The organism is Hymenobacter terrenus (assembly GCF_000972495.1).
Lineage (GTDB): Bacteria > Bacteroidota > Bacteroidia > Cytophagales > Hymenobacteraceae > Hymenobacter > Hymenobacter terrenus.
This window is the reverse complement of the sequence record NZ_LATM01000001.1, coordinates 1002800-1016311: the sequence shown is the minus strand read 5'-3', so window position 1 is coordinate 1016311 and position 13512 is coordinate 1002800. Positions and strand designations below refer to the sequence as shown.

Genomic DNA, 13512 nt, shown 5'->3' with positions numbered 1-13512 from the left:
TACACTTGGCGAGGCGTTGCGCTTAGTTGCCCAGCATGATTTCTACGCGGCGATTCTTGGCTTTGCCGTCGGGAGTCGTATTACTAGCCACCGGCTCGGTAGCGCCGTGGGCATACACCTGGACGCGGCCGTCGGGGAAGGCACTTTTGCTCTTGCGCTCCAGCCACTGACGCACGGCCATGGCGCGGTCTTCGGAGAGCTGCTGGTTGGCCTGGGGGTCGCCGGAATTATCGGTGTGGCCGTGCACGGCTACTTTCAGGCTGCCGGCTACCACCAGGTCATCGAACAGGTTGCTCAGTTCGCGTTCGGCGGCAGGGGTGAAGGTGCTCTTGCCGCTGTTGAACTCAATGTTCCAGGCGCGCTTGCTCACGTTGCGGCGGATTTCATCACCAGCGGCAAACTTTTGGGTTTCGGCCGGGGCCACAGTCTTGCCTTTGTAGCGCGCTTGGATGTTGCGCAGCGGCGCGAGGTCCAGCATCTGGTCGAGCGGCACGTAGCTGGGCAATTCCTTCGGATAAAGCTTACTCTGCACGTCGCCAAAGGCCTTGTAAACCGAGGCATAAATATTGGTGCCCCCCTCGTTGAGACCAAACAGGTTCAGGTTGTCGGCGAAGTTGAAGGCCTTGCTGCCGCCCAATTCCACTACGTCGCCGTTGCGGTCAGCCTCGGCCACGCCCTTGTAGTACTTCAGCCAGTAGGCGCCGTTCTTATCCTTATCGCCATACACTTCCGCCGAAATCTCGGCGGCGCGAGCCAGGGCCTCGGGGTGCGATTTTACTTGGTCGCCGGCCACGGCATGGGCCAGCATAATGCCTTCTACTTCCTTCTGGTGGGCGTCGTACCAGCGCTTGGTCGTCACCATAATGTTGGGCATCTGGTTGCTGTATTCTTTAGTCGATACAATGCTCACGAGGCCGCCTTTCTGCTTGGCAATGTTCACGTCGCCGGGCGTCCAGGTGGCCACGGCATCGGCCACCACATCTACTTTCACGCCCGTATTCTTGCCGTCCACAATTTTATCGCGGCTCTCTGGCTTACCAAGGATGTACTTCTCGGCGGCTACCAGAAAATCGCTGGCGGCCATAAAGTTGACGGCCTGCGGGTCGTAGGTCGTTTCGTCGGGGTTCACCTTCAGGGCGTTGTCTGAACACCACTTCAGGGCGATGTTCTGGTCGCCGTCGCGCAGGTAGCAAGCAATGGTTTTACCCAAGGCCAGCTTAGGATTTTCCAGCCACTCTTTCGGGCCCATCAGCTTGTCTTCGCCAAAGGACTTGCCCACGCTGTAGGGGATGATTTGCAGCTGCGTACCAGCTTTCTTCAACTCCTCCTGCACCGCCGAAAAACCCGGCAGCCCGTCGCCCATGATGCTCACAATCAAACCAGGCGTGGCCGGGTTGGCAGATAAATCGGCCGCGTTTTTCACGAGGTCGGCCTGCATTTTCGACACGTCATCCTGACGCACAATCTGCATATCCAGGCCATTAGCGGCCATGGCCGAGCCAGTAGTGGAGCGCTGACCCCCGTTGGCCAGCATGCCGGCCATCTGGCTATTCCAGGCCATCACCTCCCATACTACCGGCGTGCCCTTTTCGGCGGGCTCCGAGCCGGGCAGGGCCGCCAGCGGCACCACTACGTTGACGCCATTGCCCCCCGTCGCTGCGGGCAGTTCAATCGAGTTGAGCAGAACCGACTCCGTAGCGGCTTTCTTAAAAAGCAGGTTGCTGGAAGTGAGTTTATTGATGCCAAAATACAAGCCTACGAGGACAATGATGGCGATGAGAACTTTACCGCGAGTGGTCATGAAAAGTAAAAAAGTAAATTCGAAGCCGCGCCCAGAGTAGCGCAACTAATTAATCCGTGAAATCTGAAAAACCCGGCTAAATCCGTGATTTAGTCGAGCAGCTTGCCGTAGGCGTCGTCCGTCGCCTTGGTGGTAGCGGCCACCGTCATGCGCACCGGCTGCTCATTATTCATGATGGCATTGAACTCGCCTTTCTGGTATTTATCGAGCAGGCGCTGGCCCTTCTCGCTCATCACCCCGTTCTGGATGTCCATTTCCTTGACGAACTCCTGGGAATAGCGCATGGCCTGCTTGATTTGGCCGAGCTGCTGGGCCATGTCCTGGGCCACGCGGTCGGTGGCCAGGTCGAAGAAGTACTTCTTGTCCGGGTCGCCCCGCAGAATGTTCATCGCCGCCCGCATACCCGAGCTCGTGCGCTTCACCAACTCGTACTCGTCCTTGAGCAGGTTGACCTTGAACTTGGAATTATCAATCTGCCGGAGGGCGGCTTTCAGAATCTGGCGCATCACTAGCGTCACATTGGCCGTGGTGGTGGCCATCGGCTGCAGGCGGCGGTTGTAGTCTTCGAGCTGTGCGGCGCGCGAGGCGTAGCTGTCGGCGCTGTCTTTTTCCCCCTGGCGGAGGGCTGAGTCGGCCAGGGCCAGATACTCCTGCATCTGGGTGCGGTTGGCGTCCATCTTGCGCTTCACCAACTCGTTGGCTCCTTCAATATGGCCCACTTCTTCTTCCATGTTGCGGGCTTCTTTCTCGGTGTTCGAGATGTAGTCCTCCATGATGCCGATGGGGTCGGTATTGACGAACAAGCTGGCGGCGGTCCGGAAAATGCGCTGACCCAGGTACCATAAGCCCGCTTTGATGCGCTTGTTGGTAGCCAGCAAAAACAGCACGAAGAGCATGCCGAGGCCAATTCCTAGCTTCACCGTATCAAAAACGATATCAACCAGATAAGGTACAATCAAGCCCCAGTAGTACACGCCCATGCCCGCAAGCAGCGCTACGAAAGCCCAGGCGGCTACTTTTTCAGGTTTTTGCCAGGAGGGCAGGCCGTCGGCCGGCGACGGCGGGCCTAGTAAAGGTGTATTCATCAAGTCAGAGAAAAAGATTATTTAGCGGTGCCACTGGCGTTGAGAAAGGCTTGGGCGGCCTTATGGTGGGCCTGTAGCTCGGTGAGCGCGGTCGAATTGGCCAGTTCGTAGGAGGCTAGCGCGGCCTGGGTCTTCTGGCGCTCTTCGGCCAGCTGCTGCTGGGTTTGCAATAGCTGTTGCTGCTTGGCCTGGAGCTGGCGGGTGAGTTCGGCCAAGTCGGCGGCCAGCTTTTTTTCCTGGGCCGTGAGCTGTACCACGGTGCTGGCGGTGGCACCCGGCGCGTTTGCTTCGCCCATTTTCTCGCGGTGGCGGGCCAGCACCTTATCGCGGTCGGCGGCCAGGGCCTGCTCAAACTGCGCGGCCGAAGCCAGTAAGGCCGGCACCGTACCACCGTTCACGGCCGAAAACGCATTGAAAGCAGTTTGATAGAGCAGAGGGCCCGCCATGCCGGCAGCTGCCATGCTCTTCACCATCTTCATATAAGCCCCGAAATCCTTGCCATTGCCGGCCAGCAGGCCCGCAATGTGGTCGAGGTGGCGTTGCTCGGCCTGCGTCACGGCCGGAGCGGCAAAGGCTGCGGCCGGCGTATGCGGGGCCGACTGGGCTGGGGCGCCATACTGAGTCGTAGGCGGGTTAGTTGGAGCGGCTCCCCCTTCCTCAGGCTCAATAAAAAATTCTTTTGCGGCGTTGGTAAGCTTATCGAAAATTTCCATGGAAAGTAAGGGAATAGGAGATAAGGTGAATGGTGAATGAAGTCGTCGAAATGCAACAAGAATAATGTCAGTAAGAGACTGGCTAAAAAGTGCCTTCAGGAGTTCAACGGTAAAGATATATGGTAATCCGGCTGCTGGGGAAGCAAGCGCGACAAAAAGCCCCACTAAACCGGGCTGCAACATGCAGCGCCGGCCCAGTGGGGCCTTGTCAGAGTTGTTATTCATGGCGGGAGTGGGGTTCCCACACCATGAATACCGATTCCGAATTAGTTAGAAGCCTGGCTCGCTAGCCATGCCTCGCGCAATGCTTTTTGGTTGGTTGAGTACACCATCTTCTCCACCGATTCTACGGGCTTTACCTGCACGTTAGGGTCTTCGGCGAGGATGAGCTGAGTGGTTCTTTCTACTCCGCCCCGGGTTTTTACTTTCACAAACACCACGTCGCTGGGCGAGTGGGTGTGCAACACGGCGTCGAGGTCGCCGGCACTTTTAATTTCCTTGCCATCGAGCACCACAATCTGGTCGCCACGGTCGATGCCCGCTTTGTACAGGCCCGAACCGATTTGCGCATTATAAGCCACGATACAGCGGCCTTCGTCGTCAAACTCAACCTGCCGGGGCAGGGCCGCGCCCAGCACGCGGGTCGGAATCACGGCCAGGCCCGCCACCAGCAGATTCTCGCTGAAGCGGGGTTGCTCGCGACCGTACACGTAGATCCGGAAAAAGCGGCTGGCAAACACCGTGTCTCTGCTTACTTCGCCTAGCACCCGCTGCAAGTCCTTGACCGTGTAAGGGGTAACTGGGGCATAGTTTTCCTGTTTCTTGCCATACTGCTGCCACACGGCCTGCATAAATTTGTCGAGCGAGGAGCGATGAGACTGGCGCAGTTGCAAATCGAGTATCAGTGCCAGGCCTGCCCCTTGGTCGTAGTACGACAAGTAGGTGTTTACCTTGTTGGTTGGGTCAATGCTGGCCGCTCCATCATTGAACGTGGCTTGGCGGCTCATGTCGATGGCTGATGCATAGCGGGCCCCGGGGCTGTTCTGGCGCAAGTTCACCCACCGGCTGATGTCGTCAAAAAACTCTTCATCTTCAATCAGCTTCGCCCGGCGCAGCGACAGTCGGCCGTAATACTGGGTGAATCCCTCAGCAAACCACAAGGCGTCGCTCATATTTGCTCGCTGGAAATCAAACGGCTCCAGGTCGCGCGGGCGCAGCCGCTCCACGTTCCAGGAGTGAAAGAACTCGTGAGCCACTGTGCCCAGATTTTTAGTCGCGTCCTCATCGCGCAAGGGGCGCGAGCTGGTCAGCGAAGTCGAGTTGCGGTGTTCCATGCCGTCGGTTGTGGCCTGGCTCAGATAGTTGGCAATGAAGGTATACCGTGCAAAGTCAAAAGTAGGCAACTCGCCAAAAACGGCCTTTTCCTCCTTCACCACTTTCTGTACTTTCTTGGCGAAAGCATCCACTTCTGCTGCTGGCCCCTGGTATAAGGTCGCCATCTCAATAGTCTGGTCGCCCTCCTGCCAGCTACGGACCTGCTGTACGCCCAGCGAGACCGGGCTGTCCATGAGGTACTGCATGTTGGGGGCCGTAAACACCGTTTTGTCACTGCCTTGCCGAAGCTGGGTGGCTACTTTCCAACCGGCTGGCAGTTCAAATTTTAGCTCTGTCTGGCGGCCCTCCAACCCCAGGGCGTAGCACAGCGCAGCCGGCATGTTGAGGTGAGCGTGCTGCTGGTCGATGCCCACGTAGGTGCCGTCGGTGCGGTCGCCGTAAAGGGTGTAGCTAAATATCACCGTGCCGTCGCTCGATGGCGTTACGTCCCAGCCGTAAGGGTCAGGCCGGTCGAGGGGTAAAGGGTGGTTAGCACCATCAGTTGCAACCACGTAGTACACATTCTTCGAGAAATCGTGCAGAGAATAGCGTCCTGGCGAGCTACGGGCCATGCGTACGTGCAGCGGCCCGGCGGGCAGCCCGGTAAATGTGGCCGTTACCTTGGCCTCGTGGTGTACTGCATTGGCAAACGCCATGGTATAGCGCACTGCCGGCCCTGTATCGGCCTTCGGCGCAGCCGGCGCCGACGCTTTAACCGGCGCAGGAGCGGCTACTGGCTCCTGGTCTTGCGTAGTCACGGGTTCGGTAGCCTTCACTGGGGCGGGAGCTTTAGCTGGGACCGGGGTTTTATCCGCCGACACTGGTATTTTAGCCGTCGGCAATGGTGTCTTGGCCGCCGGTAGAGGAGCCTTGGCTGCTGGTGCCGGAGCCTTGCCTACTGGCGCAGCTTTCGTCGGCGCTAACGGCTTAGCTGGTGCCGCTTTAATTGGTGCTGGGGCCTTCACCAAGGGCTTTGCTGTAATAGGTGCCTGGGCTTTAGCCGGGGGAGTGGGTTTAGTTTGAGCGTGAGCCCCGGAGGCCCCTAAAGTCAAGGCTAATAGGATAGTACTAGTGTGTTTCATGGGCAAAATAATATGTAATCAAGGACTGAAGCAGTAACATTGAGTCAGGGTAAGCTGCAAAGTTGCGGGAAATTTACAATAAGAGCTTTGGACTCGCTTAGTATATGCGGTTTAGTAATGATAAAATCATGTTTTTGCTCATAGAAATAGTATTGCTAGATACTAGGGTTGAAGCAGAATCGGCTTTTCAGCGAAAATCACAGCTTCTATGGCTTCGGCAAAAAAAGTTTTACGGCTGGTAGGCACCAATCCCAAGCGGCCCAAGGCCAAGGAAAAGTCTGTCAGCTCCCGTGCCCGTAACCCAGTTGTAAATCGAAAAAAGCGTACATAGAGGCGAGTAGAACCCGGTGCCAACCACGCCGGGCCGGCCTAAAATCAGCCAGTAGCCACGGAGCGCCGGGCCGCTGGGCTGCCCGCAACTGTGCCAAAGCCGCATCAATATCAGCCCGCGCAATACAGTCGAGTACAAAAAAAGTGATAATTGCATCGAAGCGCTCGGTTGGGCAAAGTGCGGCCTGAGTGCCATGCCGAAACGCAACCTGCCCCATTGCCTGTGAGCATTCATGAAGTAAGCGGCTTTCAGCGTAAGCCAGCATCTTCGGCGAGGCCTCCAGATACAAAATAGTTGCCTCGGGACAACGGCGGAGCACTTCCGTCAGCACCCAGCCTGTGCCACCACCCAGAATAAGCACATGCGGGCTCCTACCAGGTAACCCAGCTAGCGCCGCCCGTTGGGCCTCTTTGAGTGCTGACCCAAACACTAAGCCAGCCAAAGCATCATAAACCCACGCCACTCGGTCGAAGCCGTAGGGTTGCTCAATATTCACTGAAGAGCCAAAGGCATCAGTGGGCAGGTCAGGCATGAGGTGTGTAGCTGTAGCTATAAAAAAAATGGGCTGGCAAGTAACTGAAAAACAATTGCCGGCGCCACGTGACACCGATTAAACGCGAAAAAATAGGCTCTGGTATTGCGTTGGTGCAATTTGAAGCTATATCTTTGCACCATCAAAAGGCCGCACTTCCTAACCAGGGAGAGCGGCTTTTTAGCCCAGCATGCGCTTGTGGCGAAATTGGTAGACGCGCTGTCTTCAGGCGGCAGTTCCGCAAGGTGTGGGAGTTCGAGTCTCCCCGAGCGCACGTTTTAAAGCCAGCCCCACCGGGCTGGCTTTTTTTGTTTTGCGTAGTATTCGGCGGTTAGGGTTAAGCTTGTTTTCTCCCCTCATTCACGCGCACAGGCATTCATGAATCGCATTACCTCTCGTTTGTTGGCATTGGTGGGCCTTCTTACGGCCGAAATCGTAATGGGGGTGGTGCTATTTGTGGCGACATTTGCGCTATTTTTTTACTTAGCCCGGGTAGTGTTTGTGCAGCATTCGGTGGCACTCGATAATTGGGCATCGGGCATTGTTGATGGCTGGCGGCTGGCGGAGCCGCGCCTTACCGGGCCGGTGCGATTTATCACCTTCTTTGCTTCATTGCCGTTTCTGCTGCCCGCCGGCATCATCGGACCATTGCTGCTACGTCGGGCTGGGCACCCGCGTGAAGCCTGGGAACTGGTGCTAGCCATGCTCGGTGGGGTGCTGCTCAACCAACTGCTAAAAACCTACTTTCACCGTCCTCGGCCCACCGATGCGCTACTCAATACCTGGGGGCTGAGCTTTCCCAGCGGGCACGCCATGCTGGGCGTCACGTTCTACGGTTGCCTGGCATGGCTGCTGGCGCAGCATTTCGGACAACCCGGCTGGGCCGTGCCACTATTACTATGGGCGGTCTTAATCGGCCTCACACGGGTATATCTGCACGCACATTATGCCACCGACGTGCTCGCGGGCTTTGCCGGAGGTGCAGCTTGGTTATTGTTGTTCCAGGCCGCACTGAAACTGTTCAGGAAGAAAAAAAGGAGTATTTGATATGCTGCCGAGGCACTCAGGAAAAGCTCCGTCTTGTAACGTTTGACATAGCCTAATCAACACGTCAACTCAGAGCACTACCCGCACCCGTAGTGCCAGCAGGCCTTTCACCCCCTGAAGCTCTTCGAGGTCTAGTTCTTCCACACCTTGTTCCAGCAGGCCCCTGTCCTGAAGGTAGTCGATGTATTCGTAGTATTCCACGGCCTCGCGACTCTGCGTGTAGACCAGCGCAATGGTGCCCGGCTGCGTCAGGCGCTCGCCGGTGCCCTGTACGGTGGCTTTGTCAATCCGCTTCTTAATGATTTCGTAGCGAATGTTATAGGCGCCGTCCACATCAAACTGCCGTTCATCTTGCCGAAACCGGATGCTAAGCGGTTGTCCGTGAATAAGAATGAGCTGTGTGGTGTCGAGCGGTACCGGCAGCGTAGCCTTAAGCGCAGCGGTGCGGCGGGTAATTTCCACCATCACCAACAACTGCCACAGACGCAGGTTTTTCAGGAAAACCAGGTCGAATGGCTTGTTTTCCACCAGCGTGCCGCCTACGTAGATATTAAACTCGACGCCATCGGTCTTGTAGCGCTGGAAATAGTGCGGAAACATCTGCTGGGCCTTTTCTTCCTCTTCGTCGAGGTAGTCGCTCACTGCGTCATTAAGCGTCGTCACGCTCTGCTCAAACTCTTGGCGGCGTTTGTAGAGGATGCCCAACTTAGCATCGATGTTGCTCCAGTATTTGGTAATAATGGGGCGCAGTTCGGGTGTGTGCGTCGCCAGGTACTCAAACAACGGTTCCACTTCGCGCTTCAGCGAGTCGTAGATATTGGCCTCGTCGCCGGAAAGAATACCCTCGTGTAAGCGCTTCAAGTGCTTGTTAACGTAGAACTTCAGTTCATCCAGAATGGGCAGCTGCTGATATTCTGACGCTTTTTTCAGGACTTTATTAGCCAACGTCAGGTGCTCGATAAGGTCGCCCTGAATGGCCTCGTTGCGCGCCGTGCTGCTGCCTCGAATGTCGCAGGAGCCGTGTAGCGGGTACACGTCCTCGAACACGATGGGCTCCATTTCGGCTGTGCGATTGCCAGCGTCGAGCTTGGTGAGCAGGTTGCGGGCGGCATCCATGAACCGCCATTCCATGGTAGGGTGAATGGCGGTGAATTTTTCCCGAATAATGGATTGTACGCGTGCCTGCAGGTCTTCGGCGTTGCGTTTCACCGCTACCGCGAACAATGGCACGAACTGCGACACTTTATCCATGTCGAACTCATCGAGGCCATCCACGGCGGGCGTGCCCAATTCCAGTAGGCCCACGGTATCATTGCCATACGGCAGCAGAGCTAGGATAGCGGAGTGAATGCCCAATCCCAGAATCTGTTCGCGCAGGTCCTCGGGAATATCGGCCGTGGCCACGTCTTTCAGCACCAAGGGTTCCCGTTCGCGCAGCAGGCGGTCGTAAATCTGCCGGAAGCTGCTGTCGGCCGCCTGATGTTGCACCTGCTTGGTGAGGAAGCTGTGGTTGATTTTACGCCCAAAATCCACGAAGGCGCGTTTCTTCTCATCATAGGCCGCGATGCCGAGTTGCAGGGCTGGCTGGGCAAACAGCACCCGCAGTTTCTCCTGAATCTGCTCAAAGCGGGCAGGTGTTTGCAGCACGTCGCGCTCCAGCAAATCGTATTTTAGCTCCGAAAGAATCTCTTGGTCGGTCACGTCAACCAAGTGCAGTACGTTGAAACCTTCTAGTTCAAAACGCTCTGGCGGCAGCAACTCCCGCCAGTACTCAATGCGGTGGCGGTTGTGAATCAGCAAGTCCATCTGATCCTGAGTGAGTACTGGTAACTCGCCCACTACTTTTACCGTCACAAAATCAGAATTAAAATCAACTCCGTAGTGCCGATACAGCCCAATCTGGTAGTCTGGTACGGTAAAAACGATGGTTCCCAGCGGCGGTAACTCGGCCCCGTACAGGCGGTTCAGCACCAAATGGTAGGCCATGAGACCCATTTGCCGTTCCATAGTTGCCAAGTCCACATTCAGCGGCTGCTTCACGGTGCGGTCCTTGTTGAGCATGACCTCCTCAAAGTGGCGCGTCGCATAAAAGCTGTACCGCTGAAAAGGCCCCACTATCCCGCTGATGTGGTTGGCAAAGGATGCTGGCGGAAACACGGCCATCATCAGAGTTTCAATCAAGTCGCAATTGCACTCCAACACACTATGGTCGGTGAGCGGCCCGCGGCACCAGGGGGCCTGCGCTACTTGCTCACCAATGGTGCGGGCCAGCATCGCCAAGCCGGTATTACTGTCACTCTCGCGCTTCTGCCAGTAAGCAATTAGGGGCTCCAGGCTAAGCGTAGAGCGGAAAGGGAATGCCGTGAGAGAAGCTGGGCGCGACGCGGGCACTATCGGAGGAGCGGCTACCGGGAGGAGAGATTCAGCAGGCATAGGAACGAAAAACACGAATTTCCGGCCAATCGTTGCAGCGCGGCGAGAACTATACGCGAGTTGTGACCGGCCCGCTTATTTGTTAATAGTGATGATGGAGTTCGCCTTCACGTCTTTCCCAATCGGGTCGCCGTTCAGAAAAACCGTTTTCTCAGTGTTGGTATAACATGTGCAGCAGCCTGAGCCATCCAAGTTGCCTCGTAGGCGTACGCTGTCGATAACCAGTGCAGTAGTAGCTACCGGCTTGCTACCTGGCATTTGCTTGAGGTACTGCACCACGTACCGATATCGATTGAGCTTGCTGCCGCCGGTTTGGGTGAAAGGCGCGTTGTTATTCAGCAGGATGCTATCGCGCACTTGAGCCGCCGTGCGCAGCAGGGTGACGGTTTCCGGTTTGGTAGAGAGCGTGAAATTTTTAGGGTAGCGCTGAATGATAATGGTATCCAAGTCGGTAATAGCAAAAACGCCGCCGACCGCCACATCAGTCGAAAAGCGTAGCGTGATGGCATCTGCTTCGGCATCATTGCAGTCGCAGACGTTGTTAGCACAACAACCGTTCAGCAGCGCGGCACTGACTAAAAGAAACGCAGAAAACCGAAAAGGCGGGAAGTGAATCATAGCAGATCAAAGATAAGGCCCGTAGCAGCCACCTCACCGGATTTCGGACAAGGTGGCTGCTACGGGCCAATTACTTTGAACAGGATAGTTGAGTCAGGCCGGGCCCAGACGGCTCCTTATCGGCTGCCCGCTACGACCGATTCTGCGGGTAGGGTAGGATTATCGACAGTACCACCAGCCATTAAGAGTGGGCGCAAACGAGCCGTAGCTGTATCAATCTGAGGCCGAATCTGGGCCATGGCGCCGCGCAGAGCAATAATATCGGCTAGGCGGGGCGCAGAAGTTTGCGAGTAGCCATGGTACATGGCCACTTTCACCTCAGAAGTACCAGTGCCCGAGTAGGAGCCGAGTAGATTACCAGCAGCATCGCTCACCTGAACTTCGGCCTGCAAAGTGGTTTTGTACCACTCCAACGGCACGCCAACCACTGCTGGCATCATAAACGTGAGCACTTGCAGTCCCTGCATAGCGCGGCCGGTACGTAGGGTGCGCACTTTCTTTACCACCAGCTTCGCATAGCCATACGTGGCGGTATCGGTAGCCTCGGTCAGGTTGATGCGGCACTCTTGTTGAAATAAATTGAGTGGGTCTTCGGGGAGGGCGCCATCGTTCATGGCTAGCGGACCTTGGTCGGCCAGAATCTCCAGAGCAGGCAGGCGATTGGAAATGGCGGCCGTCGGCGTGCTTTTCATGGCTGACTTAACAGAAACGCAGGCTGGGGTTAATAGAACGGCTGGCACCAAAGCCAAGAAAGCTATAGGACGAGGGAAAGAAATCTTCATAATAATTAAGGTAGCAATAATAATTTGGAAAGGAAAAGAAAAGCCAAAAAAATCTTCAATACGTGAGATAGAAGCACGAGTCAGAAAGCATTAGCTAAAGTAGCGGATGCAATTAGCGTAAAGAACTTTTCTCGGTGAATGGCGGAAATACAACCGCGACTGTATAAAAATAACGGGCCAGATTTCGTTCAATTTCCATAGCCAGTTAAAACTATAACACGGCTGCCGGATCGGGCCCGTGGTAGTCGTCTACAAACTCGCCTTCCCACCGCGCCACTACTGCTGACGCCAGGCAGTTGCCAAGTACATTCACGGCCGTACGGGCCATATCCATTAGTGCATCAATGCCTAAGATGATGAACACCGGCCAGGCGGGTAGATTGAATGAAGCCACTGTAGCCAGCAAAATAACCAACGAGGCCCGCGGCACCCCGGCTACCCCTTTGCTGGTGAGCATTAGCGTAAATACCATTAATAGCTGCTGCCCAAACGTAAAAGGTACCCCAGCCGCCTGGGCTACAAACACCGCAGCTAAGGACAGGTATAACGTAGTTCCGTCCAAATTAAACGAATAACCAGTGGGCATAACAAAAGCCACAATGCGGCGCGGTACGCCAATGCTTTCCATTGCCTCCATAGCTCGTGGTAAAGCCGCTTCGGAAGAGGTGGTAGCAAAGGCGATGCTGACCGGCTCAGCCACGGCCGCGATAAAGCGGCGCAGTGGAATGCGCGCCAGCAGTGCCACCGGCAGTAGTATGAGCAGCGTGAAGGCAACAAGGGCGCCGTAGAGGGTAAGAAGCAGTTGAAAAGCATTAAGTAGTGGAGCGAAGCCCATTTTTCCCACCGTATAGGCTAGGGCTCCACCCACACCCAGTGGCGCGAAGTACATTACCACGTTGGTGAATTTGAACATAACTTCAGACAAGCTTTCGCAAAATTCCAGCATCACGCGGCGGGGCCGCTCAGGGGTGAGAGCCAAGCCAATGGCAAACAGTATAGCGAAAATTACAACCTGTAGTACTTGCCCCTCGGCCACCGATTTAGCAATGTTCTCGGGGAAAATGTGCAGAATGATGTCAGCGGCCGTTTGGGGTGGCGCGGCAGTCAGCGCCTCTTCTTTCACGCCAGCCTGACTGATGCCCACACCGGCCTTTGTGAGATTGATGGCGGCCAAGCCGATAAACAGGGCAAAAGTGGTGACAATTTCAAAGTAGATCAGTGCTTTAAGGCCCATGCGGCCCACTTGCTTAAGATTTGCATGGCCCGCGATGCCAACCACCAGCGTCGCAAAAACCAGTGGTGCGATAATGGTTTTGACTAACCGCAAAAATGCGTCACTCAGCACTTTTAGGCTGACCGCGACGGCTGGAGCATCGTGGCCTAGCTCAATGCCTATCAGCATGCTAACCACAATCCAGAGAGTGAGTGAGCGTCGAGGTGCGACGGCAGCGGCCAGGAATAGCAGTGCCACCCAGCGGGCAGCTACCGGCACGGGGGCGGGTAATGCGAGTACATGATTGGCCGCCAGCGCGGTAATAAGGCCGGCCACTAGCAAGGTGCCAGCAGCTAAGAATAAACGGGATTTTGCCATAAAAAGTAAAAAAGGCCGCAAGGGGGGAATGAAGGCCTAAAGAACGGCATTATCCGCGCACTAACCCCAGCCATCTATACATTGGCGAAACTAGAAAATTAAAAACGCCCCATGCACGTGAGC

At 55.9% G+C, this 13512-nt stretch carries 11 protein-coding genes and 1 tRNA gene; 3 read left to right on the top strand and 9 right to left on the bottom strand.

Features of this window, described 5'->3' with window-relative positions:
* Positions 1-22: 22 nt before the first annotated feature.
* From WX88_RS27200 to WX88_RS04275, 5 genes are all read right to left on the bottom strand, one after another.
* On the bottom strand, positions 23-1801 hold the full coding sequence (locus WX88_RS27200) for an OmpA family protein (RefSeq protein WP_156175934.1): 1779 nt from the start codon (positions 1799-1801) through the stop codon (positions 23-25).
* An 89-nt stretch (positions 1802-1890) separates the two neighbouring features.
* Positions 1891-2886 (bottom strand): PspA/IM30 family protein, encoded by a 996-nt coding sequence (locus tag WX88_RS04290; protein WP_046242947.1) that lies wholly within the window; start codon positions 2884-2886, stop codon positions 1891-1893.
* A 17-nt stretch (positions 2887-2903) separates the two neighbouring features.
* A complete protein-coding gene (locus tag WX88_RS04285) occupies positions 2904-3599 on the bottom strand; it encodes a hypothetical protein (RefSeq protein ID WP_046242946.1) in 696 nt (231 codons plus the stop codon).
* Between the two features lie 266 nt (positions 3600-3865).
* Positions 3866-5749, bottom strand: coding sequence for a M61 family metallopeptidase (locus tag WX88_RS04280; protein ID WP_197076662.1), 1884 nt, complete (start codon positions 5747-5749; stop codon positions 3866-3868).
* 587 nt (positions 5750-6336) lie between these two features.
* On the bottom strand, positions 6337-6918 hold the full coding sequence (locus WX88_RS04275) for a class I SAM-dependent methyltransferase (RefSeq protein ID WP_052732313.1): 582 nt from the start codon (positions 6916-6918) through the stop codon (positions 6337-6339).
* A 192-nt stretch (positions 6919-7110) separates the two neighbouring features.
* Here WX88_RS04275 and WX88_RS04270 point away from each other — a divergent pair.
* Together WX88_RS04270 and WX88_RS04265 are read left to right on the top strand one after the other, a co-directional pair.
* A tRNA-Leu gene (locus WX88_RS04270) sits at positions 7111-7192 on the top strand.
* Between the two features lie 104 nt (positions 7193-7296).
* A complete protein-coding gene (locus WX88_RS04265) occupies positions 7297-7965 on the top strand; it encodes a phosphatase PAP2 family protein (RefSeq protein WP_052732312.1) in 669 nt (222 codons plus the stop codon).
* A gap of 69 nt (positions 7966-8034) precedes the next feature.
* Here the strand turns inward: WX88_RS04265 and WX88_RS04260 are convergent, their stop codons facing one another.
* The 3 genes from WX88_RS04260 to WX88_RS04250 all read right to left on the bottom strand — a co-directional run bounded on the left by WX88_RS04260 (position 8035) and on the right by WX88_RS04250 (position 11708).
* A complete protein-coding gene (locus WX88_RS04260) occupies positions 8035-10398 on the bottom strand; it encodes a GAF domain-containing protein (protein ID WP_052732311.1) in 2364 nt (787 codons plus the stop codon).
* 75 nt (positions 10399-10473) lie between these two features.
* Positions 10474-11016 (bottom strand): hypothetical protein, encoded by a 543-nt coding sequence (locus WX88_RS04255; RefSeq protein WP_046242945.1) that lies wholly within the window; start codon positions 11014-11016, stop codon positions 10474-10476.
* A gap of 116 nt (positions 11017-11132) precedes the next feature.
* Positions 11133-11708: a hypothetical protein gene (locus WX88_RS04250; protein WP_046242944.1), complete on the bottom strand. Its 576-nt coding sequence runs from the start codon at positions 11706-11708 to the stop codon at positions 11133-11135.
* Between WX88_RS04250 and WX88_RS04245 the strand changes: the two genes are divergently transcribed.
* Entirely contained in the window at positions 11707-11892 is a 186-nt protein-coding gene (locus WX88_RS04245) for a hypothetical protein (protein WP_046242943.1), read from the top strand. The two genes, WX88_RS04250 and WX88_RS04245, sit on opposite strands and share 2 nt — an antisense overlap.
* Before the next feature lie 117 nt (positions 11893-12009).
* Here WX88_RS04245 and WX88_RS04240 read toward each other — a convergent pair whose 3' ends face one another.
* Positions 12010-13389 carry a dicarboxylate/amino acid:cation symporter gene (locus tag WX88_RS04240; RefSeq protein WP_046242942.1) on the bottom strand — a complete coding sequence of 460 codons (1380 nt, stop codon included), beginning with the start codon at positions 13387-13389 and terminating at the stop codon, positions 12010-12012.
* Positions 13390-13512 lie beyond the last annotated feature (123 nt).

Coding starts and splice junctions, on each gene's coding strand:
- WX88_RS27200 (WP_156175934.1), bottom strand. CDS start 1,801: ATGACCACTCGCGGTAAAGTTCTCATCGCCATCATTGTCCTCGTAGGC.
- WX88_RS04290 (WP_046242947.1), bottom strand. CDS start 2,886: ATGAATACACCTTTACTAGGCCCGCCGTCGCCGGCCGACGGCCTGCCC.
- WX88_RS04285 (WP_046242946.1), bottom strand. CDS start 3,599: ATGGAAATTTTCGATAAGCTTACCAACGCCGCAAAAGAATTTTTTATT.
- WX88_RS04275 (WP_052732313.1), bottom strand. CDS start 6,918: ATGCCTGACCTGCCCACTGATGCCTTTGGCTCTTCAGTGAATATTGAG.
- WX88_RS04265 (WP_052732312.1), top strand. CDS start 7,297: ATGAATCGCATTACCTCTCGTTTGTTGGCATTGGTGGGCCTTCTTACG.
- WX88_RS04260 (WP_052732311.1), bottom strand. CDS start 10,398: ATGCCTGCTGAATCTCTCCTCCCGGTAGCCGCTCCTCCGATAGTGCCC.
- WX88_RS04255 (WP_046242945.1), bottom strand. CDS start 11,016: ATGATTCACTTCCCGCCTTTTCGGTTTTCTGCGTTTCTTTTAGTCAGT.
- WX88_RS04245 (WP_046242943.1), top strand. CDS start 11,707: ATGGCTGACTTAACAGAAACGCAGGCTGGGGTTAATAGAACGGCTGGC.
- WX88_RS04250 (WP_046242944.1), bottom strand. CDS start 11,708: ATGAAAAGCACGCCGACGGCCGCCATTTCCAATCGCCTGCCTGCTCTG.
- WX88_RS04240 (WP_046242942.1), bottom strand. CDS start 13,389: ATGGCAAAATCCCGTTTATTCTTAGCTGCTGGCACCTTGCTAGTGGCC.